Raw genomic sequence first — 24,964 nt, 5'->3', positions numbered from 1 at the left:
GTCATTTTTTCTTTACGCATCCTGACGAATTAGCTGGGCGCAGCAACGTCCGAACGGGTGCGTTTATTTTTCATTCAGTTCATAATTCGCGCCAGTTAAATCAGGCCGCGCAGTGTCTGTCCCGGGTTTTGAGTCTAAAGTTGTTTAAGTATTCCCTGAGACATCTGGTGTCTGCCAGAACATGACGGGCTAATTGCGCGCTTCCCACTTTGTTACCGGAAAGAAAGCTATGTATGACAATCTCAGAAGCTTAGGCATCAGTAACCCTGACGATATCGATCGCTATAGCCTGCGTCAGGAAGCGAATAATGACATCCTGAAAATCTATTTCCGTAAAGATAAAGGCGAATTCTTTGCCAAAAGCGTGAAGTTTAAATATCCGCGCCAGCGCAAAACCGTGGTCGCCGATCACCTGAGCCAGGGCTATAAAGAGGTACAGGAAATCAGCCCTAATTTACGTTATGTGATCGACGAGCTGGATCAGATTTGCCAGCGCGATCAGGTTGAAGTGGATTTGAAACGTAAAATTCTTGCCGATCTGCGTCATCTGGAAAGCGTGGTTTCTAACAAGATCACCGAGATCGAATCCGATCTTGATAAGCTGACCCGTAACAGTCGCTAATCTCTTCCTGTCAGGGCGAAATTTTTCGCCCTTTTTTATGCCTGCTCATCCAGCTGTAATGCCACATACAGTAATAAGCGATCATCAAACTGGCTCAGATGCAGGCCGGTCAGCTCAGAAATGCGGTTGAGTCGGTACTCCAGAGTATTACGGTGAATAAACAGCGCCTTTGCCGTCGCTGAAGGCTGTACGTTATTACTGAACCAGGCGAGCAGCGTCCGCCGCAACAGACCGTTATTATCCATGCTTTTCAGTTTTTCCAGCGGTCGTGCCAGCTCATTGGCCTGCCAGCCGCTACGCAGACTGTCCAGCAGCACCGGCAGCACCAGATCCTGATAAAAATAGCTGCGCTGATCGGGCATACGCTGCTTGCCCACCATCAGGGTAGTACGTGCCGTACGGTAAGAACGCGCAATACTGCCAGGCCCGGTGAAGTAGTTACCCAGCGCAATGCGAATACGCAAGTGACCGCTCTCTTTCATGCGCTGCAGCAGTTGATCCACCCGCTTGCGATGATCGTCCTGATCGTAACGGCCATGCGCATTGAGCGCTGGCTTCAGCACCACCATCTCGGTAAGAGAAACAATCGCAATCAGATTATCGCGTTCCGGAGTAGTCAGCAGGGTTTGCAGCTGCTGCAGCTCAGCCATAGCGCTGTCAACACCCAGCTGCCCGCTGTCGACCTCCAGCACCGCCACCACGCGTGGCTGATTAAGATCGATACCTAACCGCTGCGCCCATTCGCTTAATGCTGGCGACAGCGTTTCACTGCGGATAAGGTTCAGTACCAGCTCCTCACGCAGACGACTGTCCTGCGCCAGCATATGCATCAGGCGCGCCTGTTCCAGCATCATCTCCGCCGTCATGCAGACCAGCTCGCCATAATGGCGCAGCGCGGCCGGTTCGCCGGTCAGGCCAATTACGCCAACGATATTGCCATCGATGCGCAACGGGAGATTAATACCAGGCCGCACGCCATGCAGATGTCTGGCGACCGCATCGTCAATATCGACGATGCGTCCCTGCGACAGCACCAGCAACGCGCCTTCGTGCAGTTCCCCAATACGCTCCCGATCGCCGCTGCCGATAATGCGCCCACGGGCATCCATCACATTGACATTACTGTCAATAATTTTCATGGTACGCGCAACGATCTCCTGAGCCAGGCGGGCATCAAGATGGTAAGTGGCCATGAAAAAGCTCCTGCGAAAGATAAGGAGATAAAGAATACGCCGCTGTCTGCACGCTGACATTGTGCAACTGCCCAAAGCCGGGTAAGGGATAATGAAATTGCGTTCGCGCTCACACTTCCGGCCTGCCCTGCAGGTGTCAGGCAAAAGAAAGGCGGGCCTGAGCCCGCCTGAAAACGGCTACTGTCGACAGGGATTACTGCATCAGCAGATAGAGGCTGCTGTCGCCGCGTTTGACATTCAACGCCAGCACTGACGGTTTGCCATCGAGGATCTTGCGCAGTTCGCCCAGGTTGTTGATACGCTGCTGGTTCACACCCAGAATTACATCGCCTTTTTTCAGGCCGATGCGCGCTGCGGCGCTGCCTGGCTTCACGTTATCCACTTTCACACCTTTCAGGCCGCCTGTCTCGCTGTTGCTGAGGTCGGCGCCTTCAATGCCGGTGTAAAGAATGGCGGACTGTACTTTATCCTGCGAGCTCTGCTGCAGCTCGACGCTAACGCTCAGCGGTTTACCGTCACGCAGCAGGCCAAGCTCCATTTTGGTGCCGATCGGCAGCGATCCTACTTCGGCCCGCAGAGCGGCAAAGCTGTTTAGCGGTTTATTGTTCAGTGAGACGATAACGTCGCCCGCCTGGATACCCGCTTTTGCCGCCGCCGAGTTAGGAACAACCTGGCTGACAAAGGCTCCGCGCTGCGCATCCACTTTCATCGCTTTCGCCAGTTCAGCGTTGAGTTCGGTGCCCATCACGCCCAGCTCGCCGCGTTTCACCTGGCCATATTCCACCATCTGTGCCGTCAGGTTTTTCACCATATTGCTCGGGATGGCGAAGCCAATGCCGATGTTGCCGCCATCCGGCGCCAGAATCGCGGTGTTGATGCCGATCAGTTCCCCTTTCAGGTTAACCAGCGCACCGCCGGAGTTACCCCGGTTGATGGCCGCATCGGTCTGAATAAAGTTTTCATAGTTTTCAGCATTCAGGCCGCTGCGTCCCAGCGCAGAAACGATACCGGACGTCACGGTTTCGCCCAGGCCATAGGGGTTGCCAATGGCCACGGTATAGTCACCGACGCGCAGATCATCGGAATCGGCAAGATTGATGGCAGTAAGGTTTTTCGCCTCGCTCAGCTGGACCAGGGCAATATCAGAACGTGGATCTTTGCCGATGACTTTGGCCTCGTAACGACGACCATCGCTGAGCTGTACCTGAATTTTTGTCGCATTGTCAACCACGTGATTATTGGTGACCACATAGCCTTTGGCGGCATTAATAATCACGCCGGAGCCGATGGCGCGGAATTTTTCCTGCTGCGGAGCGCCGCCCGGGCCGACGCCGCCCTGGCACATCGGTGACCCCTGGAAGGGCGAACCATCCTGACAGAAAGGAGAATCATTGCCAAAAAATTGCTGAAACTGCTGCGGCAGGCGCGGCGTTTTTACCGTGGTGCTGCCTTCTACGCTAATGCTGACAACAGAAGGCATGACTTTTTCCAGCATCGGCGCAAGGCTGGGTAATTGCTGGCTGGAAGTGGAGGCCGTTTCCGCGGCAGAAACAGTGACAGGCTGCAAAGCTATGCCAAGGCTAAGCGCCAGTGCACTCAACGCTAAAGTCGTTTTTTTCATTTGTCTTTGTCTCGTTAAAATGATTACGTGCAAACCATTGCTGTCGTCGTGAGGATGAGATTGAATTTTTACCGCGAAGTTCCTAAAGAAGTTTTAGCCAAAAGTAAAAATTTATTCGCCTTCTTTACAAATCTGCGTGTTATTCTACGGCCATTAATCGCCGATACTCATCCCAGGCGTAGAGATCGGTCATTCCGCTGATATAGTCCTGAATCAGACGATAGCGATAATAACGTTCCCATAACAAACGTTCATATTTATGGCTGACCGTCAGCGTACGCATTTTTTGCAAATAGGCCATCCGGTGTTTACCCGAAAGCTTATGAAACAGACGGGTCTCAATCGGATGTCCTTTGAGAAAATCTTCATTGATCAGGCAGCTAAAATCCTCGCTGGTTAACTGCATCAGTGGTTGATAGACTTCCAGTAACCCCTTGATCACCCGGTAACCCTGTAATTCCAGCTGTTCAACTTCGGAATGGTTAAAAACATGCTGACGCGCAACCGTTTTAAACAGGTGCAGTAACCGTCCCTCTTCGCCTTCATCTTCTAACAGCGCGTGATTAAAATTACCGGCAAAAATAGCGGGCAGGTTTTCCACAAAGCGTTTTACCGCATAAGTGACCAGCACACTCTGTACATTAACCCGCAACGCCATAAAAAACTGATCGCTTTTACTGCGCCTTTTTTTATTACAGGCTTCACGCCAGGCCTCGCCTATTGTGCGACTGAAGGCATCGCCCGCGCGGATAGTGCCCCAGGCCTGGGCAAGAAACCCATACAAGGCATCCACATTAAATATCGCTTTTTCTACTGCATCATCGAGGTCGGCAATACAATAAGAGATATCATCGGCCGCTTCCATAATATAAGTCAGCGGAAAGCGATGATGCTCAGCCATATGGGTTGCGGTACGCAATTCAGCAATATATTCCCGCTCAGATAAATAAAAGCCGGGCTTTTTCATCAGGGTGCTGAACGCGGCGGGTTTATCTCCCTGCCACCAGGCTGGCGCGGTGTATTTTAAAATACAGGCAACCTGGGAATAGCTGAGATTAAGCTGCAGCAGGGTATGCACCATACGTATCGCCTGCGCATTGCCATCGAAATGGCAAAGATCCTGGCGCATCATGGCGTTCAGGCGATCAAAATCGCCCTGCTGCTCCGCTTCCACTCTGGCTACCAGCGGATCGACCAGTTCGGCAGGCAAATTATCTTCAAACCAGTCGTTGATCGCGGCTTCGCCAAAATGGCCAAACGGCGGATTACCCACATCATGCAGCAGGCACGCCATCTCTACCAGGCTTTCAAAAGCGCCTTCCAGCTCTTCCAGGCCATACTGCGCCAGGCCGCCCCGCCCTTTCAGCGTCTGCAGAATCTCTTTGGCGATATAGCGACCGGTTTGTTGCACTTCCAGCGAGTGGGTCAGGCGCGAACGTACTGCCGCATTACGTTCCAGGGGAAAGACCTGAGTTTTCTGCTGCAAACGACGAATAGCTGCGGAATTAATAATACGCCCACGGTCGCTTTCAAAGTGGCGGGTAATAAGATATTCACCTTCAGGATCTTTACGACTGGTATAAGGGCGAGTGAAGCTGATCTTCGTCCTGAAATTGATCGCCGCCATAATTACCCCTTATTTTTACGTGAATTAATCCCCTGCCAGCCATGATAGACTATGCCTCACTTTAGACAGTTAATTCCACAACATTAGCGAGACTCTCTATGAAAGCAGGCATTATTGGCGCGATGGAGCAGGAAGTCACTCTGTTACGTGACAAAATTGAGAACCGTCAGACGCTTACGCTGGCTGGCTGCGAGATTTATACCGGTACGCTGAATGGCGTTGAGGTGGCGTTGCTGAAATCGGGCATCGGTAAGACAGCGGCGGCGCTCGGCACCACGCTGCTGCTACAGATCTGCAAACCGGATGTGGTGATCAATACCGGTTCAGCGGGCGGCCTGGCACCATCGCTGAAAGTGGGCGATATCGTAGTTTCGGAAGAAGTGCGCTATCACGATGCCGATGTGACCGCATTTGGTTATGTGCCGGGTCAGATGGCGGGTTGCCCGGAAGCCTTTGTCGCCGATGCTGCGCTGATTGCAGCAGCAGAGGCCTGCATTCAGCAGCTCAACCTCAATGCGGTACGCGGTCTGGTGGTCAGCGGCGATGCCTTTATCAACGGTGCCGAGCCGCTGGCGCGTATCCGTCACACCTTCCCTCAGGCCATTGCGGTAGAGATGGAAGCGACTGCTATCGGCCATGTCTGCCACCAGTTCAACGTGCCTTTTGTTGTGGTACGCGCTATCTCTGACGTTGCCGATCAGGAATCGCACCTCAGCTTTGACGAATTCCTGACAGTAGCGGCGAAGCAATCTTCGCTGATGGTCGAGAATCTGCTGACGCATCTGGCGCGTGGCTAACGCTGTGCGTCTGTGGCTGCTCGGGCTGCTGCTGTTAAGCAGCAGCCTGTGGGCAGCGCCGCCGCGCGTTATTACCCTTGCTCCCCATCTTACCGAGCTGGCTTTTGCCGCTGGCATTACGCCAGTGGCAGTCAGTGCCTTTTCCGACTATCCCCCTGAGGCTAACGCCCTGGAGCAGGTAGCGAACTGGCAGGGGATCAAGGTAGAGCGCATTCTCGCCCTGCAGCCGGATGTTGTGCTGGCGTGGCGTGGCGGCAATCCGCAGCGCCAGATTGAACAGCTGCAACGGCTGGGCATTCATATTCTCTGGATAGATCCCGTGAATATCGATGGCATGATCGCCACCCTGCGCGCTTTAGGTCAGTGGAGCCCGCAACCTGCGCTGGCGCAGCAGAATGCAGATAAACTGCAGCAGCAAAAGCACGATTTGCAGCAGCGCTACAGCCAGCTGCCCGCCATCCCGCTCTTTTTACAGTTTGGTCAGCAGCCGTTGTTCACCGCCGCCCGATCCACGTTACAGAATGAAATCCTTTCTCTGTGTGGCGGCAGGAATATCTTTGCCGACAGCCAGGTCGCCTGGCCACAGGTCAGTCGCGAGCAGGTGCTGGCCCGTCAGCCACAGGCGATAGTGATCGCTGGCGACAGAACGCAGGCCAGCAGCGTCGCGCAATTCTGGCAGCCACAGCTCCCGGTGCCGGTGATTGCTATTCATGATGACTGGCTCAGCCGTCCCGGGCCGCGCTTGCTGCTCGCGGCCCGACAGCTTTGTGCCGCCCTGCATCCGGACGCGGTACAATAAACGATCAAAAAATATTAAAGAAAATTTATCTTTTGCCGTTAATTCACAGTGAGACGGGCGCACATGTATGCGCTCTGTCCACTGTTATGCGTTACGCATTTTGACTACACCAGGAATTTATTATGCTCCGAGCCCTGGTCCTGGGCGTGCTGAGCAGCGCGTCCCTGGCGCAGGCCGCGACCAGCGGCGCCATCACCGCCCGGCTCACGCTTTTTTCCCGCTGTGAGATTGGTAGCGTGGGAGTCGCTGGCGACATACCGGCTATTCAGTGTGGCGCGCATTCCAGTGCGCAACCGCGTGTAACACAGCGTGTCCTGACCGATGCCGTGCGACATCAATCCGCGACCCGGCTGATTACGATGGAATGGTAAGCAGGCCGCCGCCAGCGGCCCGTCTTTTTTAAATACTGAAGGAAGAGCCGCAGCCGCAGGTGGTTTTGGCGTTGGGGTTGGTAACGATGAAACGTGAGCCTTCCAGCCCTTCGGTATAATCCACCGAACCACCAACCAGATATTGCAGGCTCATGGGATCCACCACCAGTGCGACACCCTGTTTCTCAATGGTCATATCGCCATCATTCAGCTTGTCGTCAAAGGTAAAACCATACTGGAAACCGCTGCAGCCGCCACCGGTGATATACACACGCAGCTTCAGGTCCGGGTTATCTTCATCAGCGATCAGGTTTTTCACCTTACTGGCTGCCGCGTCGGTAAACTGCAACGGCAGTGCTGCTACATCATCACTCATCTTTTACTCCGCTAATCGCCCAGGTCAGAAAACGACCTTAATTGCGTTATTATCCGCCAGCCGGTTACGGCAATCAAGCATACTCCTTCGCACTCTGTGCCTCTGGCGCTGCGCATCTTACTGTTTCCTCAATCAGTACGCCGCTTATCCTGAGTATAGCGGCTAAAATTCTGCCAAATAAGTGCAATCGCTTTTCTCGCCTTTCACCCGCTCTGCAAGTTCCCGTAGAATGGCGGAAAATTTTCTCAGAACAGCTGGAGCTGAAACATGAGCAAGTCAGAGAACCTCTTTACCGAAGCGCAGCGCCTGATCCCCGGTGGTGTGAATTCGCCGGTACGAGCCTTTACCGGCGTTGGCGGTGTACCGCTGTTTATTGAGCGTGCGGATGGCGCTTACCTGTACGATGCCGATGGTAAAGCCTATATCGATTATGTCGGCTCCTGGGGCCCGATGGTGCTGGGCCACAATAACGCCGCGATTCGTAACGCGGTGATTGAAGCCGCCGAACGCGGATTAAGTTTTGGTGCGCCGACGGAAATGGAAGTGAAAATGGCGCAGCTGGTGTGTGAACTGATGCCGGGCATGGATATGGTGCGGATGGTGAATTCCGGTACCGAAGCCACCATGAGCGCCATTCGTCTGGCGCGCGGTTTTACCGGTCGCGACAAAATTATCAAGTTCGAAGGTTGCTATCACGGCCATGCCGATTGCCTGCTGGTGAAAGCCGGTTCGGGCGCGCTGACGCTGGGCCAGCCCAATTCACCGGGCGTACCGGCCGATTTCGCTAAACATACGCTGACCTGTACCTATAACGATCTTGATTCCGTGCGCGCGGCCTTTGAGCAGTATCCGCATGAGGTGGCCTGTATTATCGTCGAGCCGGTGGCGGGCAATATGAACTGCGTGCCGCCACAGCCGGAATTCCTGCCGGGTTTGCGTGCCCTGTGTGACGAATTCGGCGCGCTGCTGATTATTGATGAGGTGATGACCGGATTCCGCGTGGCGCTCGGCGGCGCTCAGGCTTATTACGAGGTGACGCCTGACCTCACCTGCCTCGGCAAAATCATCGGTGGCGGCATGCCGGTGGGCGCATTCGGCGGGCGTCGTGATGTCATGGCGGCGCTGGCGCCGACCGGGCCGGTTTATCAGGCGGGAACGCTTTCCGGCAACCCTATCGCCATGGCTGCCGGTTTTGCCTGTCTGACGCAGATCGCCCAGCCCGGCACGCACGCCACCCTGACAGAGCGCACCACGCAACTGGCAGACGGCCTGCGCGCGGCGGCACAGGCGGAGAATATCCCGCTGGTGGTCAATCACGTCGGCGGCATGTTCGGCCTGTTTTTCACCGATGCCCCACAGGTCACCTGCTATGAAGATGTTACCCGTTGCGATGTCGAGTGCTTTAAGCGCTTCTTCCATCTGATGCTTGAAGAGGGCGTTTATCTGGCGCCTTCGGCGTTTGAAGCGGGCTTTATGTCGCTGGCCCACAGCACGGAAGATATCCAGCGCACCGTAGATGCGGCACGCCGCTGCTTCGCCCGGTTGTAATCAGTCCGGACCGGCGTTCAGCCGGTCCGTTTCTCCCCCGCCCTGCCTTGCTTAACGCGAGCGTCGTAACAGCCAGATAAAGTAAGGTGCACCGATAAAGGTTGCCATCAGCCCTGCCGGGATCTGGTCGGGGAACGCCAGCATACGTCCGCACCAGTCAGCAAACGCCATCAATCCCGCCCCCAGCAGTCCGGAGAGCAACACCTGCGGCAGCGCCCGGCGAAAGCCCAGCATACGCGCCATATGCGGCGCCATCAGACCAATAAAGCTTAACGGGCCGATAGTCAGGGTGGCGGCGGCGGTCAGTGCGGCAGCCAGCAGCAGCAGACAGAGACGCGAGGCGTTCAGCGCCATACCTGCCGAGCGGGCGGTCGCGCTGCCCAGCGGCAGCAGTGTCAGCCAGCGACTGACCAGCGGCGCGCAGGGCACCAGAATCAGCGCACAAATGGCGCTCTGCAACGCCTGCGTCGCGCTGATGTTGTAGGTGGAACCGGAGACCCAGGTCAACAGACCGGCCATTCGCGGATCGCCGCTGGCCATCAGCAGCATCATCAGGGTAACGAAAGCGCTGTTCAGCGCCATACCCGCCAGTAGCATACGTTCCGGCGAAAAGCCGCCGCGACTGGCGACCAGCATAATAATCAACAGGGTCAGCGTCGCACCGAAGCAGCCTGCCGGTAACAGCCAGCCGAGCGCGTCACCGGGGACAAAAAACAGCATCACGACCACGCCGGTTGCTGCGCCGGAACTGATGCCCAACACTTCCGGGCTGGCCATGGGATTGCCGGTCAGGCGCTGTATCACGCAGCCCGCTACGCCCAGCATCAGCCCCACCGCCAGCGCAGCCAGCAGCCGCGGCGCACGCCAGGCGAAGAGTTGCTGCCAGAGATCGCCGCTGGCCCATACCCAGCCGTAAGCATCACGACCAAACGCGAGTGCGCACAGGGAGATGAGCGCCAGCACCAGCAGGCCAGCCAGCGCCCAACGTATCACGTGATGACGTTCGGCAGGCACTCTGTCACCCTGATCGAGCGGCGGCGGTATCGAGCCGGTACGCAGGCGCGGCAACAGCACCAGCAGAACAGGCACGCCAATCAGCGCCGTGGCCGTGCCGGTAGAGAGCTCGCGCCAGTGCGTCGTCAGCCAGAGCACGCACGCATCCGCCAGCCAGAGCAGCAGCGCGCCGATCAGCGGCGCCAGCAACAGCCGGCTACGCAGACGGCGCGCCCCGAGCAGTCTCGCCAGCAAGGGAGCAAACAGGCCGATAAAGCCGATAATGCCCGCCACGCTTACCAGCTGCGCGCTGAGCACTATCGCCAGCAGCAGTCCCGCCAGCCGGGCCAGCGACAACGCCAGCCCGAGGTTTTTCGCCACGCCATCATCCAGCCCCATCAGCGTCAGCGGACGTATCAGCGCCATCGCCAGCAAAAAGGCGATCAGCAGACGCGGCCACAATTGCCGGACGCTTTGCCAGTCGAGCTGGTTAAGTGCGCCGGTGCTCCAGAGAAACATATTCTGCAGCTGGTCGTGATTGAAGATAGCAAAGATCTGGTTCAGCGCGCCGCTGTACAGACTGAGCACCAGCCCGGCCAGAATCAGCGTCACCGGAGAGAGCCGTTTGCCCCAGGAGACGCCAAATACCAGCGCCCCCACCAGCAAGGCGCCGCCCAGCGCCGCAAACTGCTGCGTTGCAGCACCGCCCGGCAGGTTCCATAAGGTCGCGACGGTCAGCCCCAGCTGCGCCCCCGAGGAGACCCCCAGCGTAGTAGGCTCCGCCAGCGGGTTACGCAGCACCTGCTGAAACAGTAACCCCGCCAGCCCCAACCCGGCACCAACCAGTAGCGCCAGCGCCAGCCGTGACAGCAGGCTGTAATGGAATACCACCTGACTGATGTTATCCACATCGGGATGGGTGAATGCCTGACGCCACTGCGCTGGCGGCAGCGCCTGCTGCAAATTGATGGAGGTCAGCAGCAGCGCCAGTAAAAACAGGGCGCTGAGCAGCAGCGCGGGAAAAACAGGACTGCGCTTCATGCCGCCTCCAGTGCGTGTTCCAGGACACGACAAAAACGCAACGCCGAGAGCGTAGCGCCGTAATACCAGACGGCGGGCACAGGCTGAAAGCGCCCGGCGCGCACAAACGGCAGCGCCTGCCACAGAGCGCTGCGGGTTACCTGATCCATAGTGCTGTCGTTGTTATGCGCGAAACAGAGCACATCGGCATCCCGGATTGTTGCCAGCCGTTCCAGTCCGACCACCGCGCTGCCCCAAAAGTTGGTTTCTCCCTGCCAGGCGCTCTCCAGCCCCAGCGTCTCCATGACTTCAAGAAACAGGCTGCCTTTACCGAAAGTGATAGCGTGTCGACTGTCGAGCAGCGTCATTAACAGGATGGGACGTTTCGCCCGGCCCGCCAGCCGCTGGCGCGCCAGCAACAGCCTCGCATCAAGTTGCTGCAGATGCTGTTGCGCCTGCGCTTCACGCCCGATACGCGCGCCCAGCAGATGCAGCGAATGCCGCGCGCTGCTCAGCGGCTTGCCGTTGCCGCTGTTAAGATCAAAGCCCAGCGCCGGCGCAATACGTGTCAGCTTATCAGGACTGGGGCCGTAGCCGTTGGAATGGAGCAGCAGAGAAGGTTGCAGCTGCGCGATCAGTTCGAGATTAGGTTCAGTACGTAGCCCGACATCCACCGTGCTGGCCGGTAACACCGGTTCGCCCACCCAGATACGGTAGTTGTGAATATCCGCCACGCCCAGTGGCGTCACGCCCAGCGCCATCAGCAGCTCGACCGGTAACCATTCCAGCGCGATGATACGTTGATTGTCCGGCAGCGCAGCGCGCAGCGGCAAAGAGGAGAGTAACGGTGATAGCGCCAGTGCTGTCATCAGCCGGCGACGAAGTAGATCTGGCATCTCCCTGCCCTCAGTAAACGAAGCTGACGGGTGCCCCGCCCTGTGGATGCGGCAGGATGCCCATCGGAATCCCGTAAATGCTGGCCAGCACTTCCGCCTGCATAATAGCGTCAGGCCCACCTTCGGCGATCATTTCACCGCCGCGCAGCGCGACCAGGCAATCGCAATAGCGCGCCGCCATGTTGATATCGTGCAGCACAGCAATCACGGTCAGCCCGCGCTCGTGGCTCAGGCGCTGGATCAGCGCCAGCACATCGACCTGATGGGCAATATCCAGCGCCGAGGTCGGTTCATCCAGCAGCAGACAGCGGCTGTTTTGCGCCACCAGCATCGCCAGCCAGGCGCGCTGGCGCTCGCCGCCGGAGAGGCTGTCTACCAGACGCCCGGCAAAGGGCTGCAGATCAACCAGACCAATCGCCTCCTCCACGCGCTCGCGATCTTCCCGCCCGAAGCGCCCCAGCGCACCGTGCCAGGGATAGCGGCCAATCGCCACCAGTTCCCGTACTGTCATCCCCTCCGCCGCGGGCAGTTGCTGCGGCAGGTAGGCAACCTGACGCGCAAAAGCTTTACTGCCCCAGTTTTCTACCGGCTGGCCGTTCAGCAGAACACGGCCGCTGCTGGCGGCGTGATGTCGTCCCAGCATTTTGAGCAGTGTCGATTTGCCGGAGCCGTTATGGCCGATCAGTGCGGTGACTTTGCCGGCGGGGAAAGTATGGGTCAGCGGCTGCAGGAGCGTGCGGCCCGGTACCTGAAAGCTGGCGTTTTCCAGGGTGAAGGTGGTTTCTTCGGCTTGCGGATGCTGCATGGTAATCCCTGTTAACGGGCGCCGCAGCGCCCGGTCAATGTATCAGAAGCGGAATGTCGCGGTTCCGACAATCTGACGTTCTGCGCCCCAGTAGCAGGCGTGTTCACGATAGCAGCTGGCCACATATTCACGATCGAACAGGTTATTGATATTAACGCCTACGGTTGAACCCGGCAGGCCAAAGCGTGCTAAGTCATATTTAACCGCCGCATCAACCAGGGTATAACCCGCAACATCAAAGTTTTGGTCCTGATTACTACCATTCGAATCAATATGACGATACAGCCCCTTACTTTCCCCCATGTAGCGCACGCCAGCCCCTAAAGTCAGTCCAGAAAGAGCCGTTTCATGGAAGGTGTAATCGCCCCAGAGCGAAGCCATATGTTTTGGTACCTGCACCGGTGTTCTACCCCTCAGGAAGTTATCTGTGGTGTATTCTGCATCGGTATAACTGTAGGCCGCCGTCAGGTTAATATTGGCGTTCAGGGCGGTTTTCGCTTCGAACTCAAACCCACGAGACCGTATCTCGCCGCCCTGTACGTTAAATAATGGTGCGGTTGGATCACCTGTCAGATTGTTAGTTTTGGTCAGCTGATATACTGACCCGGTAATCACCAGCGGTCGATCCTTCGGTACATATTTCACTCCGGCTTCATACTGTTTAGCGCGTGAGGGCTGAAAAGTTTCACCGCCAATAGTTGTACCAGTGTTAGGAATAAAAGATTCGCTATAGCTGAAATAAGGCGCAATACCATTATCAAATACGTAATTTAACCCGCCACGCCAGGTAAAATCCTGATCGTGCGTTTTATTTCCGCTCCCGGCTTCGCGATCGAATGCCGACATGGTCAAATAGTCGTAGCGTCCGCCCAGTGTTAATACCCAGCGATCCCATTCAATCTGATCCTGAGCGTACAGGCCGGTTTGTTCCTGCTTGTTGAGATAACGATAGGGTGAATAAAGCAGCGTTGGCGTATCGTTGCCATATTGAGGATTGATGGCATTTAACGGAGCCGCTGCGCCAAAAATCGCATCGATATCATTACGGGTACGCTGATAGTCCACGCCCATCAACAACGTGTGATCTACCGCTCCGGTCGCAAACTGTGCCTGCACCTGGTTATCAACCGAGAACTGCTGCAGTTTTTCTTCAGAATGGGCATAGCCACGATTAATCAAGGTGCTGTTGACTGGTGAAATGCCATCACCATAAATACTGCGATAATCGGTGCGCAGGTCGGCATAGCGCAGGTTCTGACGCACCGTCCAGGTGTCGTTAAAGCTGTGCTCGAAGTTGTAGCCCACCATTTTGGTGTTGCGCGAAATTTTGTTGCTGTCTTCACCTTCGTCGAAGTTGGTCGGCAGCTTATACTGCTGGCCGTCAGCCCCGATGATCGGCACGACCGTGCCCTGACGCGGCAACCAGCCGTAGTAGCCGGTTTCCGGCTCGTTCTGGAAATAAGTCAGCAGATCGAAACGCGTATTTTCATCCGGCTGCCAGCGGAACGAGGGCGCGAGAGTATAACGCTTCGCTTTATTCATCTTCTGCTGCGCATCCTGATCGCGCGCCAGCCCGGTAAGACGGTAGCTGTAAACGCCGTTGTCATCCAGCGCCCCGCCAAAGTCGAAGCCGGTGGAGAACAGGTTGTCGCTGCCCATCTCAAACCGCACTTCACGCAGGGTTTCCTGCACCGGGCGCTTGCTGACCAGCGAGACCACGCCGCCAGGGTTGCTCTTGCCATACAGGACCGACGCTGGCCCGCGCAGCAGTTCGGCGCGCTCCAGGAAATAAGGATCGATGGCGAATTCGGAGTAGTTATCTGCCTGCAGCTTCAGTCCATCCAGATACTGGTTGGTGTTGGTTTCACTGAAGCCGCGAATAGCCAGCGCATCAATCACCTGCGAGCTGCCGCGGTTACCGGCAAAGACCCCGGCGGAATAACCGAATGCTTCTTTTACGCTGGTAACGTTATGGGTTTCCATCTCTTCACGTGTCACCACCGATACTGACTGCGGCGTCTTCTCAATCGGCGTGTCGGTTTTCGTTCCGGTGGCACTCTTTTTGGCGGCAATGGTCGCTGCCGGTCCCCAGGCGCTCTCCTGCTCAACGCCGGTGGCGCTGTCTGCGGATACTACCAGGGTATCTTCAGCCAGGGCACTGGCACTCATGCTACTCAGCGCCAGAGCGATCATCAGCGACAGCGGACGTGGGGCGGTCAGGCTTCGGGTATAACAAAAAGAGGTAGCTCGGGCATTCATAATGGGTTCTCTAAAAGTAAAGGACTCGGGCAGAGAATGGAAACGAGAATCGTTATTATCACGGTCGGATAATATGCGAAACGAAGTAAGATCTGCAAGGCTTAATCCCTTGCGCAGTGGGGTTTGCCGCTGAGTTAAGCAGTTTATTGATATCGATCAGAAGTAACGGACTCAGGCGCCTTTATCTTCTTGCCGCTAAACGCATGAATGATGGAAGCCAGGCCTGAATAGCGAAGAAGCAGAGTAACCGGACAAGCGGTGAAGAGCAGCGATAAAAACAGGGGGGAATGACAATCCTTGTCATAGCGTTCATTCATCCAACCTGTACTAAAGTACAGGTGGCAGGATAATACGCTGTTCGCACCGCCATGGCAATAACCTGATTACCATAAAAGCGTCAAAAAGGGCACCGGAGTGCCCTTTTGTCTGCTGCGTGCGGCTTATTTGCTGCCAAACATATCTTTAATCCAGCCCGCAACCCCATCGCTCTCCTGCTGTTGAGGCGCTTGTTGTTGCTGCTGTTGCTGCTGTTGCTGTTGCTGCAACTCCTGCTGCTGTTGCTGCATCTGCTGCTGCTGAATCTGCTGTTGCTGACAAAGGGCGTCAGGATCCAGCGTCCAGACCGGCAGAGAACGCCAGGTGCTACTGCCGCTGCCACAGACAAAGCTGCCTGCCGAGTCGACGTTCATCAACGACACATCTTCCGGCGGCGTCAGTACCAGCGGCATCGGTGCCTGATTGTCAAGATAACGGCGATAGAGCTGCATCGCCCCACTGGAACCATAGAGCTTCGATGGCTGGTTGTTATCACGCCCGACCCAGGTAATCGCCACCTCCTTGCCATCGATACCGGCAAACCAGCTGTCGATCAAATCATTTGTTGTTCCGGTTTTACCCGCCAGATGCGCGCCCGGATATCGCGCTCCCAACGCTCTGGCGGTGCCGCGCGCGGCGACCTGCTGCATAGTGTAGAGCGTCAGATAGGCTGCCTGCGCCGGTTCAACGCGCTGCGCCTGTGGGAAGCTCTGATAGAGCACCGTGCCATCTTCCGCGATCACTGAACGCACCGCAGACAGCGGCGCCCGGTTGCCGCCACTGGCGATCGACTGGAACGCCTGCGCCACTTCAACCGGAGTCAGGTTCAGCGCCCCCAGCAGCATTGCAGGCACCGGATGCAGCTGCTCTTTCGGCACGCCCAGTTTGCTCCAGGTCTCAATCACGCTATCCAGCCCCAACGTCATACCAAGGTTGACCGTTGGCACGTTCATGGAGTTAGTCAGCGCATCCACCAGCATCACTTTACCGCTGAAACGCCGGTCGTCATTCCTGGGTTTCCAGATGGTGCCGTTCGGCTGTTTCAGCGCAATCGGCTCATCGGCAATCCAGCTGTTCAGGCGATAGGTATTTGGCTCTCCCAGCGCCGTCAGATAGGTGACGGGTTTTGCCAGTGAACCGATAGAGCGGCGCGCCTGTAGTGCACGGTTATAACCGGCAAATTGCGGATCGGAACCGCCCACCATCGCGCGCACCTCACCGCTGAAGCGGTCAACCACCACCATGGCGGTTTCCAGATCTTTCAGGCCGCGCTGTTTTTTCAGCGCCGGAATGCCCTCTTCCACCGCCTTCTCCGCTGCATCCTGCGATACCGGATCCAGCGTGGTGAAGATCTTCACGCCAGAGAGATCTTTGGTCTTGTCGCCCAGCTGCGCCTGCAGTTCGTTACGCACCATCTGCATAAAGGCCGGCTGCGGCGTAATCACGCCGCCTTTCGGCTGGACGCCCAGCGGGCGCGCCGACAGCATGTCGTACAGCTCCTGATCAATCACCTTCTGCTGTTGCAGCAGGCGCAGCACCAGGTTACGACGCTCCAGCGCCAGTTTGGGATTACGCCACGGGTTATAGAGCGAGGCTCCTTTGACCATACCGACCAGCATCGCCTGCTGATCGAGGCTCAGCTCATCCACCGGGCGACCAAAGTAATAGAGACTGGCGAGCGGGAAGCCACGAATCTGATCGCCCCCCGCCTGGCCGAGATAGACTTCGTTCAGGTAGAGCTCAAGGATACGGTCTTTGCTGTAGCGCGCATCCATAATCACCGCCATATAGGCTTCACGCGCTTTACGCCACAGCGAACGCTCATTGGTGAGAAACAGGTTTTTCACCAGCTGCTGCGTCAGGGTACTGCCGCCCTGCACGGCGCGACCGGCGGTGATGTTCGCCAGGAACGCGCGGCCAATGGAGTAGAAGCTGATGCCGTCATGCTCATAGAAATGGCGATCTTCCGTGGCGAGCAAGGTATCTACCAGCAAGTCCGGAAAGCCCGCACGCGGCACAAACAGACGCTGTTCACCGTTGGGCGACTGCAACATGGTGATCAGGCGCGGATCGAGGCGAAAAAAGCCAAAATCACGCCCCGTCTCCATGTTTTTGATCTCGCTCAGCGTGTCGTTGCTGAAGCTCATGCGTGCATGAATCTGCCCTTCTTTACTGTCCGGGAAATCAAAGGGACGACGCAGCAACTCTATAGTGTTGCCCTGCACGCTGAACTCCCCGGGACGCGTAATGCGCGACACTTCGCGATACTGCGTGCCTTCCAGCAGCGCCACCATCTCTTTTTTGCTGTAAGCCATACCCGGCTCAAGGCTGACCATACGGCCATAAACCGCGGCAGGCAGTTGCCAGACTTTGCCGTCGATACGGCTGCGGATCTCGGAGTCCAGGTAGACGCCCCAGGCAGCCATCACAACGACAATAATCAGGAAGAGTTTGATCAACCATCCTAACCAGCGACGTTTTCCGCGTGCTGGACCCCGTCCTTTTCCTTTACGTGGCACCGGTTTGCTTTCCTCATAGTCATCATCAAAATCATCCTGATCGATATCATCATGGACATCCCTGTTGCGCCCCCGACGCACCGCATTGCGCGGCGGTTTGGGCTGTTTTCCCTTGCGCCCGATAGGCTCGCGATCGTTCCCAGACATTGGTTTCATTCTCCAGGCATAGCTACGACAAGGCCGTTACTCTATACGCTTTCCAGTTTTCCGCATGGCAGAACCCTCTGAAAGCGATCCCCCTTGCTGAACCCGGCACTGGCGCGCTTTTTGTGCGCCTGATGCGTCAGGCCAGGGGGTCACACCAGTGTAATCCAGTCACTGATAACGTCACGATTTACACGCATCACCTTGTCATCAAGGCTGACAGAGTACCATTAAACCCTGAGCGCCTTAACCCCCGGTCAGCGCACGTCACGGCGGCAAAAAGGCAATTCATTTTTTCAGTCAACAGATTAAAAACGTGCAGCACCTGATTTATCACCCGATGTTCCTCTGGCTGGCTGCCTTCTGAGCCTGATAACCTGCTGCGCCCTCCTGCCGCACCTGTGATATTTGCGTTGTGTTGATGTGAAAAATACCTTTAATGGCGATCTGTTTATTTACATAACCACAAAAAAACCACTAAAGAATTAATAACGTTAACCGAAAATCTAACTGGTCGCAGGCAAGCGGCAAAAGATTTAAATAGCTGTGGCGGCAAGCACACTGCAGAAAAATGTTGCCCTTGGGCAGCAACGGATACGCGTAATCACGGGGATGGCCGCCTCCCTTCTGGCATTTCTGTCATTTTTGCTACACCAGAGTAAGGACATTTGGATGCTTAAGACGACACAATCCCGTTTCACTGCGACCCTTGTCGCGTTCTTTATTATTTTGATGCTGGTGACCATTCTGGTCATCAAACAGTTTGTGGCACCGCAGATCAGCCAGAATGAAAGCCGTCTGGTGCGCTATGAAGTAGACAGATTTGCCGGGCGCATTGTCGAGCAGATGAATCGCGTAGAGGCACAACAGCGAGCGATTACCGAGGCCGCAGTGGTTATGGACAGCGCGGCTATCGACGTTGTGCTGCCTGCGCTGGTGAATCAGTATCAGGACAGCAACGTGACCGGCGGCGGCATCTGGCCGCTCCCCTACCGACGCGATCCGGCAAAAGAGAAGGACAGCTCCTTCTTTGCACGTAACGCCAACAATCAGCTGGAGGCGAACGATTACTGGAACGCCCCTGAGGTAGATAAATACTGGGAACAGTCGTGGTTTAAGGATGGTTTCACCGGCGATAAAGGCCAGTGCGTCTGGGCAAAAGCCTATCAGGATGACGCCACGCCACAGCCGGTCACCACCTGTGCGATGGGTATTTACCGCGAAGGTGAAGCCTGGGGCGTAGCGACCATCGACGTTACCCTCGGTTTCTTTAATCAGCTGGCGAAACAGATGGGTGAGGCGATCCATGGCCGCGTGCTGATTGTTGAAGCCGATGGCACCGTGGTGGGCAATGCCGCCCTGCTGGCAGGTAAGCCGAAGCTGGAAAACGTTTCTGATACCGGACTGCCGATGGCCGCTGCGCTGAAAAGCCTGCTGACCCAGGCCGGGAAAGAGCCGACCCAGACGACATTCGAGACGGAGGATGGCGAACACACGCTGTTTATCCAGGCGATTGCCGGCAGCCCCTGGTATCTCGCCAGCGATGTGCCCACCAGCCTGCTGGAAGCGCAGACCAACAGTATGCTGAAGCGCCTGGGCCTGGTGCAGATCCCGCTGGCGCTGCTGCTGCTGCTGGTCCTGCTCGGTTTTGTCCGCGCCATGATGAATCGTCTGCACCTGCTGCACAGCAATATCGAAGCACTGTCGAGTGGCGGCGCCGACTTAACCCAGCGCTTGCCGGAGAGCAACAGCCCGGAATTCAACGCCGTGGCGCAGAGCTTCAACCGGTTTATCGGTTATCTGCAAGATTTGATGCGCCAGGTGGGCGACAGCGCGCTGGCGATCACCGCCGCCTCGCGTGAAATCGCCAGGGGCAACGCCGATCTCTCGGCACGTACCGAAAATCAGGCCAGTTCCATCGTGGAAACGGCGGCCTCTATGGAGGAGCTGACGGGCACGGTACGTCAGAACGCGGACAACGCCACCCATGCCAGCCAGCTGGCCAATGGCGCCTCGCAGGTCGCCGCGCGCGGTACGCAAGTGGTGCGTCAGGTGGTGAGTACCATGGGCGAAATTCATCACTCTTCGCGTAAGGTGGTGGATATCATCAGCGTGATCGACAGTATCGCCTTCCAGACCAATATTCTGGCGCTGAACGCGGCGGTTGAAGCGGCACGCGCCGGTGAACAGGGACGCGGCTTCGCAGTCGTCGCAGCAGAAGTAAGAAACCTGGCGCAGCGTTCCGCCAACTCAGCGCGGGAAATCAAAAAACTGATTGAAGAGTCGGTGGCGAACATCGATACCGGCAGCCAGCTGGTGGAACAGGCCGGGGAAACTATGGATGAGCTGGCGAAAGGGGTCAGCAGCGTGACTACCCTCATTGGTGAAATTATGTCCGCCAGCCATGAGCAGAGCATGGGCATCGGGCAGGTGAATGTGGCGATCACCCAGCTGGATGGCAACACCCAGCAGAACGCGGCGCTGGTTGAGCAGGTATCGGCAGCCGCCAGCGCCATGCAGGAGCAGAGCACTCAGCTGGAGCAGGTGGTGCAAAGCTTCAGACTGTAACGGCGCGCAAGAACGCGCGACAGATGAACCGGGCAACTGCCCGGTTTTTTTGCTGCCAGGGGCGATGCCGCCACCCACCGGGCACTGCTTATTTTTTGGTCGGCGGGGCGACGGACGGATCATCCGGCCAGGCGTGTTTCGGATAACGCCCTTTCATCTCCTTTTTAACCTCCGGATAAGCGCCGCGCCAGAAGGCAGCCAGATCGCGGGTGATCTGTAGCGGTCGCCGCGCGGGCGACAGCAACTCCAGCACCAGCGGTATACGCCCCTCCATCACTGCCGGACTGGTGGCTTCGCCAAACATCTCCTGAATGCGCACCGCCAGCGCCGGTGGCTTTCCGTCATCGTAGCGAATCGGCACCCGGCTTCCGCCTGGCACCCGGTAATGGGTGGGCAGCACCCTATCCAGACGCTGACGTTGCGGCCAGGTGAGCAGATGCATTAATGCGCTGACCAGACTGATGTTCTGTAACCCTTTCAGATCGCGCACCGCACTCATTTCCGGCAGCAGCCACTGCTCCAGCGTTTCCAGCAGCGTAGCGTCATCCACGGCGGGCCAGCTCTCGTCCGGCAGCCACTGCGCAGCGCACTGCAGCCGCAGCCGCAATTGTCGGGCTTCCGGCGACCAGTTAAGCACCTGCAGGCCACGCGTGCGGATCCAGCGCAGCATGGCGGCGTGCAGCGCTTCCGGCTGCGGTTTCGCCAGCGGCTGCGCCTTCAGCACCAGCACGCCAATCTGTTCGCGCCGCCAGGCGCGCAGGGTGCCCTTCTCTTCATCCCATTCAACCTCGGTACGCGTTTCGATCAGCTGGGGTGCCTGCTGTTGCAATACCCCGATATCCACCGGCAGCGCCAGCAGGATGCGGGCGTCCGGCGCGCTGCTGCCCTGCAGCAACAGCGGGGCGATCAGCCATTCGTAGCGCGTCAGCCCCTCCTGCTCATCCAGTATGGCACCGCTGCCGTTCGCCAGCTGATAACGACCGCCGGTGCCACGGCGTCGCGCCAGCCGGTCACTGAAGGCGGCCGCCAGCAGCGACGTGAGATGATCAATATCAACCTTCCCCGTACGCACCCGTAACCGTTGTTGCCACTGCTGCGCCCGTCGCAACCATTGCGGCTGCGGACGCAACAGCGCATCGCGCAAATCGGGGCTGCCGGAGCGCGGCGGATCTTCCAGAATCGCCACCAGCAGCGCGGCACTGGCTACTCTGTCCGGCGTATCGCCTGCGGCACACAGCAGCGCCGTCAGACGCGGATCGCTGCCCAGTTGCGCCATCTGCCGACCTTTGGCCGTCAGCCTGCCGCTTTCCTCCAGCGCCCCGAGCTGGGTTAACAGACGTTGGGCCGCACTCAGGTTCGCAGCAGGCGGCAGATCGAGCCAGCAAAGCTGCTCCGGCTGCTGACATCCCCACTGCAGCAAATCCAGCCAGAGGCCGGTAAGGTCGCTGTGCAAAATCTCCGCGTCACTTTGTGCTGCTGCGCGTTCAGCCTGCTCCTGACTTACCAGATGGAGGCAGAGACCGGGCGCCAGCCGCCCGGCTCGCCCGGCTCGCTGCGTCATTGAGGCCTGGCTGATACGCTGGGTTTGCAGGCGCGTCACGCCGGTGCGGGCGTCAAAGCGGGCGGCGCGCTCCAGCGCGCTGTCTACCACCAGCCGGATGCCTTCGATGGTGAGACTGGTTTCGGCGATATTGGTCGCCAGCACCACTTTGCGTCGTCCGGGTGGCGCAGGCAGGATCGCCCGACGCTGTGCCGCCAGCGGCAGCGCACCATACAAAGGCGCGAGGTCCACATCGTCATTGATGCGGGATTCCAGCTCGCGCTTTACGCGCTCGATTTCATTTACGCCCGGCAGGAACACCAGTATCGAACCGCTTTCACTACGCAGCAGCTGCGCGACCTCACGTGCCACCGCCTCCTCAAAACGGAATGTGTTGCTGAGGGCGGCGTAGCGCCGCTCCACTGGATAACTACGCCCTTCAGAGACGATTAGCGGCGCATCAGGCAACAGCGCCGTGAGACGGCTATTATCCAGGGTGGCGGACATGATGAGAATTTTTAGATCCTCACGTAGCCCTTGCTGTACGTCGAGCAGCAGCGCCAGAGCCAGATCCGCCTGCAGGCTACGCTCATGGAATTCATCAAGGATCACCAGCGACACGCCGTCCAGCAGCGGATCCTGTTGCAGCATGCGCGTGAGGATACCCTCGGTCACTACCTCCAGCCGTGTTTCTGGCCCGATGCAGCTTTCCGCCCGCATCCGGTAGCCCACCGTACCGCCCGGCTGTTGGTTCAATTGCTCCGCCAGCCGCTGAGCCACATTGCGCGCGGCCAGCCGCCGCGGCTCCAGCATAATAATCCGGCCGGACAAGCCCGCCTGTTGCAGCAGCTGCAACGGCAGCCAGGTGGACTTGCCTGCGCCAGTGGGGGCCGCCAGCATCACCTGCGGCGAGGAGGCCAGTGCGGCCAGCAGCGCTGGCAGCGTCGCGCTTACCGGTAAATCACTCACATCAAACTCCACATGCGCCTGTGTTAAGATGGCGCGATTGTAGCATTCATCCGCCTGCATTACCGGAGAGAGCCATGAAGACACAACGCCTGTTCTTTGGTCTCAGCCTGCCCGAAAGCCTGCAGCAGCAGCTGGTACGCTGGCGCGCTGAGGTTTTCCCTGCGGAAGCTGGCAGACCGATTGCGGCAGCCAATTTGCATATGACCCTCGCCTTCCTCGGCGAGGTGAGTGAAGAAAAGGCGCTGATTTTGCAACAGCTTGCGGGACGCATCCAGCAGGAGGGCTTTACGCTGGATCTGGATGATGCCGGTTTCTGGCCGCGTCCCGGCGTGGTATGGCTGGGTTGCCGCCGTCCGCCGCGCGCGCTGCTGCAGCTGGCCAACCTGCTACGCGCGCAGGCCGCCCGCCAGGGCTGTCATCAGACCCCGCAGCCGTTTCATCCCCATATCACGTTGCTGCGTTACGCGCCGCGCAACGTGGCGTTGCCGCCGCGTGACTTTCACTGGCAGTGTCAGGTGGATCACTTTTCGCTGTTTGCATCAGTGCCTGATCAGGGTCGCCCGAGCTATCGCCAGCTGGCCAGCTGGCCGCTGAGCGTGAATAAGGAAGCATGATGGAGTTTTCCCCGCCGCTGCGTGCTGCGCGCCTGATTAAACGTTACAAACGCTTTCTCGCTGATGTGGTCACCCCTGACGGCGATATCCTGACCCTGCACTGCGCCAATACCGGGGCGATGACCGGCTGCGCCACGCCGGGCGATACCGTCTGGTACTCCACCTCCGCCAGCGCAACACGCAAATATCCGCACAGCTGGGAGCTGACGGAGACGCAGGCGGATCACTGGATCTGTGTCAACACCTTACGTGCTAACCAGCTCGTGCGCGAGGCGCTGGAGAAAGAAGCGCTGCCGGAGTTGTCCGCTTATACCCACTGCCAGGCGGAGGTAAAGTACGGCACGGAAAATAGCCGAATTGATTTTTTGCTTCAGGCGCAGGGCAGACGCAACTGCTATATTGAAGTGAAATCCGTGACGCTTTTACAACAGGGTAAAGGCTATTTTCCGGATGCGGTTACTGCCCGCGGTCAGAAGCATCTGCGCGAATTACGTAACCTCGTGACAGAAGGACACCGGGCAGTGTTGTTGTTTACCGTTCTGCACTCGGGGATTGAGGACGTTTCCCCCGCGCGTCATATTGACGCCCGTTACGCAGAGCTACTGGTCCAGGCGCAACAGAACGGCGTGGAAGTACTGGCTTATCAGGCGGAGCTCTCACCGAAGGGTATGTTTCTGAAAAAGCCGCTTATGGTGAGCAGGTAATATTTTTTGCAATTTATTGTGTTATGAATGTTCTGCTGATGTGCCAAATACGCTGTTCCTCACAGGCTTGTCAAGGTGCGATGATCAATAATTGCCAACCCTGACTGCTTCTGTTATTTATAGCGGCCTGTTTTTATCCCCGTTGGGGATCGATAGTGCGTGTTATCCAGGAGAAACAACATGCAAGAAGGGCAAAACCGTAAAACATCGTCCCTGAGTATTCTCGCCATCGCTGGGGTGGAGCCTTACCAGGAGAAACCGGGCGAAGAGTATATGAATGAAGCCCAGCTGAACCACTTCAGAAAAATTCTGGAGGCCTGGCGCAATCAGCTCAGGGATGAAGTCGATCGTACCGTCTCACATATGCAGGATGAAGCCGCCAACTTCCCGGATCCGGTGGATCGTGCCGCTCAGGAAGAGGAGTTCAGTCTTGAACTGCGTAACCGTGATCGCGAGCGCAAGTTGATCAAGAAGATCGAAAAGACGTTGAAGAAAGTGGAAGATGACGATTTTGGCTACTGCGAATCTTGCGGTGTTGAAATTGGCATCCGCCGTCTGGAAGCGCGTCCGACCGCCGATCTCTGCATTGACTGCAAAACGCTGGCGGAAATCCGCGAGAAACAGATGGCTGGCTGATGTTAACTGCCTGCCTGTCACCGCACCG

At 57.4% G+C, this 24,964-nt stretch carries 19 protein-coding genes; 9 read left to right on the top strand and 10 right to left on the bottom strand.

The window, feature by feature from the left end; genetic code table 11:
• Nucleotides 1-229: 229 nt before the first annotated feature.
• Nucleotides 230-622: a DUF3461 family protein gene (locus tag E0E17_RS10745; RefSeq protein WP_130834066.1), complete on the top strand. Its 393-nt coding sequence runs from the start codon at nucleotides 230-232 to the stop codon at nucleotides 620-622.
• 35 nt (nucleotides 623-657) lie between these two features.
• Here the strand turns inward: E0E17_RS10745 and E0E17_RS10740 are convergent, their stop codons facing one another.
• From E0E17_RS10740 to dgt, 3 genes are all read right to left on the bottom strand, one after another.
• Nucleotides 658-1,815: a CdaR family transcriptional regulator gene (locus tag E0E17_RS10740; RefSeq protein ID WP_130834065.1), complete on the bottom strand. Its 1,158-nt coding sequence runs from the start codon at nucleotides 1,813-1,815 to the stop codon at nucleotides 658-660.
• Nucleotides 1,816-2,008: 193 nt separating this feature from the next.
• Nucleotides 2,009-3,436, bottom strand: coding sequence for a serine endoprotease DegP (gene degP, locus E0E17_RS10735; RefSeq protein WP_130834064.1), 1,428 nt, complete (start codon nucleotides 3,434-3,436; stop codon nucleotides 2,009-2,011).
• Nucleotides 3,437-3,575: 139 nt separating this feature from the next.
• The gene (dgt, locus tag E0E17_RS10730) at nucleotides 3,576-5,063 is read right to left on the bottom strand and encodes a dGTPase (RefSeq protein WP_130834063.1); all 1,488 of its coding nucleotides are present in this window, start codon (nucleotides 5,061-5,063) and stop codon (nucleotides 3,576-3,578) included.
• A 98-nt stretch (nucleotides 5,064-5,161) separates the two neighbouring features.
• Between dgt and mtnN the strand changes: the two genes are divergently transcribed.
• The 3 genes from mtnN to E0E17_RS10715 all read left to right on the top strand — a co-directional run bounded on the left by mtnN (nucleotide 5,162) and on the right by E0E17_RS10715 (nucleotide 7,030).
• Nucleotides 5,162-5,860 (top strand): 5'-methylthioadenosine/S-adenosylhomocysteine nucleosidase, encoded by a 699-nt coding sequence (gene mtnN, locus E0E17_RS10725; protein WP_130834062.1) that lies wholly within the window; start codon nucleotides 5,162-5,164, stop codon nucleotides 5,858-5,860.
• A complete protein-coding gene (btuF, locus tag E0E17_RS10720) occupies nucleotides 5,853-6,659 on the top strand; it encodes a vitamin B12 ABC transporter substrate-binding protein BtuF (RefSeq protein ID WP_237680774.1) in 807 nt (268 codons plus the stop codon). Before mtnN ends, btuF begins: the two co-directional genes overlap by 8 nt.
• Before the next feature lie 122 nt (nucleotides 6,660-6,781).
• The gene (locus E0E17_RS10715) at nucleotides 6,782-7,030 is read left to right on the top strand and encodes a hypothetical protein (RefSeq protein ID WP_130834061.1); all 249 of its coding nucleotides are present in this window, start codon (nucleotides 6,782-6,784) and stop codon (nucleotides 7,028-7,030) included.
• 28 nt (nucleotides 7,031-7,058) lie between these two features.
• Here E0E17_RS10715 and erpA read toward each other — a convergent pair whose 3' ends face one another.
• Nucleotides 7,059-7,406 carry an iron-sulfur cluster insertion protein ErpA gene (gene erpA / locus E0E17_RS10710; RefSeq protein ID WP_130834060.1) on the bottom strand — a complete coding sequence of 116 codons (348 nt, stop codon included), beginning with the start codon at nucleotides 7,404-7,406 and terminating at the stop codon, nucleotides 7,059-7,061.
• Nucleotides 7,407-7,673: 267 nt separating this feature from the next.
• Between erpA and hemL the strand changes: the two genes are divergently transcribed.
• Nucleotides 7,674-8,954 (top strand): glutamate-1-semialdehyde 2,1-aminomutase, encoded by a 1,281-nt coding sequence (gene hemL / locus E0E17_RS10705; RefSeq protein WP_130834059.1) that lies wholly within the window; start codon nucleotides 7,674-7,676, stop codon nucleotides 8,952-8,954.
• A gap of 51 nt (nucleotides 8,955-9,005) precedes the next feature.
• On the opposite strand, the gene fhuB is transcribed toward hemL, so the two are convergent.
• The 5 genes from fhuB to mrcB all read right to left on the bottom strand — a co-directional run bounded on the left by fhuB (nucleotide 9,006) and on the right by mrcB (nucleotide 17,908).
• Nucleotides 9,006-10,988, bottom strand: coding sequence for a Fe(3+)-hydroxamate ABC transporter permease FhuB (gene fhuB / locus E0E17_RS10700; RefSeq protein ID WP_130834058.1), 1,983 nt, complete (start codon nucleotides 10,986-10,988; stop codon nucleotides 9,006-9,008).
• Entirely contained in the window at nucleotides 10,985-11,863 is an 879-nt protein-coding gene (fhuD, locus tag E0E17_RS10695) for a Fe(3+)-hydroxamate ABC transporter substrate-binding protein FhuD (protein WP_130834057.1), read from the bottom strand. The genes fhuB and fhuD overlap by 4 nt, the downstream gene beginning before the upstream one ends.
• 10 nt (nucleotides 11,864-11,873) lie before the next feature.
• Nucleotides 11,874-12,668, bottom strand: a complete 795-nt coding sequence (gene fhuC / locus E0E17_RS10690) for a Fe3+-hydroxamate ABC transporter ATP-binding protein FhuC (protein WP_130834056.1) — start codon at nucleotides 12,666-12,668, stop codon at nucleotides 11,874-11,876.
• Nucleotides 12,669-12,710: 42 nt separating this feature from the next.
• Complete coding sequence (gene fhuA / locus E0E17_RS10685) at nucleotides 12,711-14,927, bottom strand: ferrichrome porin FhuA (RefSeq protein ID WP_130834055.1); 2,217 nt, start codon at nucleotides 14,925-14,927, stop codon at nucleotides 12,711-12,713.
• 440 nt (nucleotides 14,928-15,367) lie between these two features.
• On the bottom strand, nucleotides 15,368-17,908 hold the full coding sequence (mrcB, locus tag E0E17_RS10680; RefSeq protein WP_130834054.1) for a bifunctional glycosyl transferase/transpeptidase: 2,541 nt from the start codon (nucleotides 17,906-17,908) through the stop codon (nucleotides 15,368-15,370).
• Nucleotides 17,909-18,577: 669 nt separating this feature from the next.
• Here mrcB and E0E17_RS10675 point away from each other — a divergent pair.
• Nucleotides 18,578-20,473, top strand: coding sequence for a methyl-accepting chemotaxis protein (locus E0E17_RS10675; RefSeq protein WP_130834053.1), 1,896 nt, complete (start codon nucleotides 18,578-18,580; stop codon nucleotides 20,471-20,473).
• Between the two features lie 88 nt (nucleotides 20,474-20,561).
• Here the strand turns inward: E0E17_RS10675 and hrpB are convergent, their stop codons facing one another.
• A complete protein-coding gene (hrpB, locus tag E0E17_RS10670; protein WP_130835518.1) occupies nucleotides 20,562-23,042 on the bottom strand; it encodes an ATP-dependent helicase HrpB in 2,481 nt (826 codons plus the stop codon).
• Between the two features lie 14 nt (nucleotides 23,043-23,056).
• On the opposite strand from hrpB, the gene thpR reads away from it, so the two are divergent.
• The 3 genes from thpR (at nucleotide 23,057) to dksA (ending at nucleotide 24,936) form a co-directional block, all read left to right on the top strand.
• Complete coding sequence (gene thpR, locus E0E17_RS10665) at nucleotides 23,057-23,596, top strand: RNA 2',3'-cyclic phosphodiesterase (protein WP_130834052.1); 540 nt, start codon at nucleotides 23,057-23,059, stop codon at nucleotides 23,594-23,596.
• Nucleotides 23,596-24,300 carry a DNA/RNA nuclease SfsA gene (sfsA, locus tag E0E17_RS10660; RefSeq protein ID WP_130835517.1) on the top strand — a complete coding sequence of 235 codons (705 nt, stop codon included), beginning with the start codon at nucleotides 23,596-23,598 and terminating at the stop codon, nucleotides 24,298-24,300. The genes thpR and sfsA overlap by 1 nt, the downstream gene beginning before the upstream one ends.
• 180 nt (nucleotides 24,301-24,480) lie before the next feature.
• Entirely contained in the window at nucleotides 24,481-24,936 is a 456-nt protein-coding gene (gene dksA / locus E0E17_RS10655) for an RNA polymerase-binding protein DksA (RefSeq protein WP_084872798.1), read from the top strand.
• Nucleotides 24,937-24,964: the final 28 nt, after the last annotated feature.

It is taken from the genome of [Erwinia] mediterraneensis (genome assembly GCF_900604315.1).
Lineage (GTDB): Bacteria > Pseudomonadota > Gammaproteobacteria > Enterobacterales > Enterobacteriaceae > Pantoea > Pantoea mediterraneensis_A.
The sequence above is the reverse complement of the archived record's forward strand: the minus strand, read 5'-3'. Positions and strand labels throughout refer to the sequence as shown.